The following is a 4,485-nucleotide window of genomic DNA, read 5'->3' as shown; positions in this document are numbered from 1 at the left end:
GATGTAAATATTTAAGAAATAATAAATTTAAGGTAAAAAATGAGAGTAATGCATAAAAATTTTGGCGATTTTGGGACAAATTGCTACATCGTTACCAAAAATGGCTCAAGTTTGGTGATAGATCCGGGCGACGGCGCAAAAGAGTGGGTTTTGCAAAATGCACAAAATTTAAAGGCGATACTTTGCACTCATGGGCATTTTGATCATATTTACGACGTGAGCGAGCTAAAAAATGAGCTAAAAATCCCAGTTTATATCAATAAATTTGATGCTTTTATGTGTGAGAGTGACATTTTTGGCTATATGAAAAATACCTTTGTGCCAGATGTTTTGGTTCAAGGCGATGAGAGCTTTGCGGTGGGTGACTTTTCTTTTAAATTTCACCATTTTCCAGGGCATACACCAGGTTGCTCGATGATAGAGATAGAAGACGCGATCTTTAGTGGTGATTTTTTATTTAAAGGTAGCATCGGGCGCTGGGACTTTCCATTTTCAGATAAAAATGAGATGCTAAATAGTTTAGAAAAATGCAAAAATCTAAAGGGCGACTTCGCACTTTATCCAGGACACGGCGAAGGCAGCACGCTAAAAGCCGAGCAACAAGAGCTTGATAGGTGGATAGAGATCGTAAGAAGGTCTTAAATTTTTAGGCGTGGCTAAATTTATGCATTTTAGAAATTTATAATTTTCATCTTACAAGATGATGTAGTAAGCTTGTATTAAAAAGTGTTTATAGGTTTAAATTTATAAGTTAAAAGAGCAAGGCAAGCGCCCTGCTCTAGGAGTTTTACTCGACTTCAGCGTCTATTACGTCGTCGTCTTTTTTGTTGTTGCCGCCGTTTGCGCCAGCGTTTTCATCTTTTTTATACATAGCTTCTGCAAGTTTGTGGCTAGCTTTGCTTAGAGCTTCTACTTTTGCATCGATCTGCTCTTTTGAAGAGTTTTCGTCTTTTAGAACCTCTTTTAGATCATTTAACGCAGCTTCGATGTTGCTTCTATCATCGGCTGGGACTTTCTCGCCAAGCTCGCTCATGCTCTTTTCAGTTTGATGAACAAGTGCGTCTGCTTGGTTTCTAGCCTCAACTGCATCTTTGCGTTTTTTATCCTCTTCTTTGTGAAGCTCAGCGTCTTTTACCATGCTATTTATCTCATCTTCGCTAAGACCGCTTGATCCTGAGATAGTGATGTTTTGGGCTTTGCCAGTCGCTTTATCTTTTGCTGAAACGGTTAAAATTCCGTTTGCGTCGATGTCAAATTCAACTTCGATTTGAGGTACGCCTCTTGGAGCTGCTGGGATGCCTTCAAGGTTGAAATTTCCAAGTGATTTATTATCCCTTGCAAACTCACGCTCACCTTGTAAAACCATGATAGTAACGGCATTTTGGTTATCTTCAGCAGTTGAGAAAACTTGACTTTTCTTAGTTGGTATAGTTGTGCCTTTTTCGATGATCTTTGTCATAACGCCGCCAAGTGTCTCGATACCAAGGCTAAGTGGAGTAACGTCAAGAAGTAGCACGTCTTTAACGTCGCCTTTTATAACCGCACCTTGGATCGCAGCACCGATAGCCACGACTTCATCTGGATTTACGCTCTTATTTAGCTCTTTACCAAATGCTTTTTTAACCTCTTCTTGAACAAGTGGCACACGAGTTGAACCACCGACCATTACGACCTCTTTGATGTCACCCTTGCTTAGACCTGCATCTTTGATGACTTCATTTATCTTAGTGATAGTCTCACCCACAAGTGAGTCGATCATGCCTTCAAATTTAGCGCGAGTTAGCTTTTTGACAAGGTGTTTTGGACCAGTCGCATCAGCTGTGATAAATGGTAAATTTATCTCAGTCTCTTGAGCTGAGCTTAGCTCTTTTTTAGCATTTTCAGCGGCTTCTTTTAAGCGTTGAAGCGCCATGATATCGCCTTTTAGATCGATACCAGTTTCGTTTTTAAACTCACTTACTAGCCAGTCGATGATCTTGTTATCAAAGTCATCGCCACCTAAGAATGCATTACCGCCAGTTGCCAAAACTTCAACGATGTTATCGCCAGTTTCAAGCACTGTAACGTCAAATGTACCGCCACCTAGGTCATAAACTAAAATTTTCTCAGCCTCTTTTTTATCAAGACCATAAGCAAGTGCCGCAGCTGTTGGCTCGTTGATGATACGAAGCACATTTAGTCCTGCGATCGTTCCAGCCTCTTTTGTAGCCTTTCTTTGGCTATCGTTAAAGTATGCAGGCACTGTGATAACCGCGTCTGTCACGCTCTCGCCAAGATATGCTTCAGCGTCTTCTTTTAGCTTGATAAGAATTTTTGCTGAAATTTCTTGCGGAGTATAGACCTTGCCAGCGATCTCAACCGCGCAAGCGCCATTTCTATCTACAACATGATATGGCAAGCGAGCCTTTGCCTCTTCAGCATTTTTTTCATTGCTCATCAAACCCATGATACGTTTGATAGAATATATCGTTTTTTCAGGGTTTGTAACTGCTTGACGTTTTGCAACATCACCTACTAGAATTTCACCTTTGTCTGTAAAAGCAACAACAGATGGAGTTGTGTTTTTACCCTCTTTATTTGGGATAACCTTGCTCTCGCCGCGCTCAAAAACGCTCACACAAGAGTTTGTTGTACCTAAGTCTATACCTATAACTTTTGACATATTTTTCCTTTATTAGATTTATTTTTTAAATTTAGTTTGCCACACTGACCATGGCTGGGCGCAAAACCCTACCATTTATCATATAGCCTTTTTGTAAAGCTTGCACGATCTGACCGCTTTGCTTCTCCTCGCTATCGACCCTTAAAACGGCATTATGCACATTTGGATCAAACTCGGCATCAGTTGCGATCTCGCTCACGCCATGCTTTTCAAAACATTTCTTAAACTGATTTATTGTTATCAAAATGCCCTCTTTGATCTTTTTAGCAAATTCATCATCCTCTGGGTCAAAATTTGCAGCGATCTCGAGTGCATCGATGACTGGTAGCAAGTCCCTTGCAAATTTCTCATTTGCATAGCTTGCAACATCTGCTTTCTCTTTTTCATAACGCTTTTTAATATTTTCAAACTCAGCATTTGCTCTGTAATATTTATCAGTGATCTCGCCAAGCTCTTTTTCGAGCTTCTCCACTTTTGAGATATCGCCAAGTGCGTCTAAATTTACGCTATCGCTAGCTGCCTCTTGCACTGGCTCGACCTCAGGTAGATTTTGCTCTTTTACCTCTTCGCTCACGCGGCCTCCTTTATTAGATTTATAAATTTCACATAATCAGTATAAACACTGCCAGCACAGATCATCTGCGCCTCGCTACCAAGGTAGTTTGCTTTAAATTTAAGCCCCATGTAATTTTCATCAAACATAGGAGAAAATGTAAGTTCTTCATCCATCTGCAAGCTAAAACTTGGGTCAAAAATCATCTTAAAGCGTCTATCCTTGAACATATCAAAGGCTAAAATTTCATTCTCTTGAAAGTAAATTTTAGTCCTTTTAAGCTCTCTTATCTTGTTTTTTAGTTCGCTTAAGCCAACTTGAGAGCAGATAAGCTCAAGCTTGTCTAAACTAACTCCTATAAGGTTGTTTAAAAATTTATACATCCTAGCATCAAACTTGATGACGATCTCATCGCCACTAAAATTTAAAACCAGATACCTATCATTTAAATTTAAAATTTCTAGCAACTCCTTGTCGATCGTGCCAAAAATCATACAATAAAGCTCAAATTCATCACAGAGCATCTTTAAGCTTCTTGGATCATTTATTTCTAAATTTATGTCGCTTTCAGCAAAAATTTCACTCCAATATCTCCTCATCGCAGCGATAGTTGGGATCCTGCCGCCACTGATGTGAAGCTTTGTGATCTCGCCCTCATCTGAAAGCTTTTTGAAATAAACACGTATCGTAGATGCCGGTATCGCCATACTCATGCGAGAGCCAAGCTCATTTGAGCCAATAGGCGCATTGTTCTGCAAATAGGCTTCAATGATAGAATTTAGTATCAAATCGCGTTTATTTGTTTTACTCACTTTTAGCACTCTTTCTTTTTAATTGCTAAGCGGATTATACAACTTTAGTTTATTAATGTCAAGTATATAAGTTAAAAAAATTTATTTATTTATCTTTAGTCTATATAACTAAAGTTTCATAAGGCTTTTGATGTAGGGTTTGACTAAGAAATTTATATTAAAATGTTTTATGTGGCGCTGTTTTGCTGCTAGAAATACGCTGTGGCTATTTAGTTTATGTGTCGGTTTTGTAGTAAGCTTGCATTTTTAGCAAGCTGTTTCTGCAGCAAGCTATTTATTAAAGTAAGCCGTTTTATCTGCGCTAAGTCATTTTACGGCAAGCTATTTTTAGAAGTTGTGGCTAAATTTTGAAATGAACCGCTATCCGCAGTAAGTTATTTTTTAAACAAGCTATTTTGCCTTTTTAAATAAAGTATTTTTAAAACAAGTTATATCCAAGGACAAGCTCTTTTAAGCCA

At 38.7% G+C, this 4,485-nt stretch carries 4 protein-coding genes; 1 reads left to right on the top strand and 3 read right to left on the bottom strand.

Annotated elements, in window-relative coordinates:
• Positions 1-39: 39 nt before the first annotated feature.
• The gene (locus Q0296_RS01320) at positions 40-642 is read left to right on the top strand and encodes an MBL fold metallo-hydrolase (RefSeq protein ID WP_298035793.1); all 603 of its coding nucleotides are present in this window, start codon (positions 40-42) and stop codon (positions 640-642) included.
• A gap of 145 nt (positions 643-787) precedes the next feature.
• Here Q0296_RS01320 and dnaK read toward each other — a convergent pair whose 3' ends face one another.
• From dnaK to Q0296_RS01305, 3 genes are read right to left on the bottom strand one after another with little or no spacing between them, the layout of a single operon-like run.
• Positions 788-2,662 carry a molecular chaperone DnaK gene (gene dnaK / locus Q0296_RS01315; RefSeq protein WP_087582521.1) on the bottom strand — a complete coding sequence of 625 codons (1,875 nt, stop codon included), beginning with the start codon at positions 2,660-2,662 and terminating at the stop codon, positions 788-790.
• Between the two features lie 31 nt (positions 2,663-2,693).
• Positions 2,694-3,236 (bottom strand): nucleotide exchange factor GrpE, encoded by a 543-nt coding sequence (gene grpE, locus Q0296_RS01310; RefSeq protein ID WP_009294121.1) that lies wholly within the window; start codon positions 3,234-3,236, stop codon positions 2,694-2,696.
• On the bottom strand, positions 3,233-4,027 hold the full coding sequence (locus tag Q0296_RS01305) for an HrcA family transcriptional regulator (protein WP_298035790.1): 795 nt from the start codon (positions 4,025-4,027) through the stop codon (positions 3,233-3,235). Before Q0296_RS01305 ends, grpE begins: the two co-directional genes overlap by 4 nt.
• Positions 4,028-4,485 lie beyond the last annotated feature (458 nt).

Source organism: uncultured Campylobacter sp. (genome assembly GCF_937890585.1).
Classification (GTDB): Bacteria; Campylobacterota; Campylobacteria; order Campylobacterales; family Campylobacteraceae; genus Campylobacter_A.
The sequence above is the reverse complement of the archived record's forward strand: the minus strand, read 5'-3'. Positions and strand labels throughout refer to the sequence as shown.

What these genes read in the sequence shown, in the direction of transcription:
- Q0296_RS01320 (WP_298035793.1), top strand. Translation starts at nt 40, where the DNA reads ATGAGAGTAATGCATAAAAATTTTGGCGATTTTGGGACAAATTGCTAC.
- dnaK (WP_087582521.1), bottom strand. Translation starts at nt 2,662, where the DNA reads ATGTCAAAAGTTATAGGTATAGACTTAGGTACAACAAACTCTTGTGTG.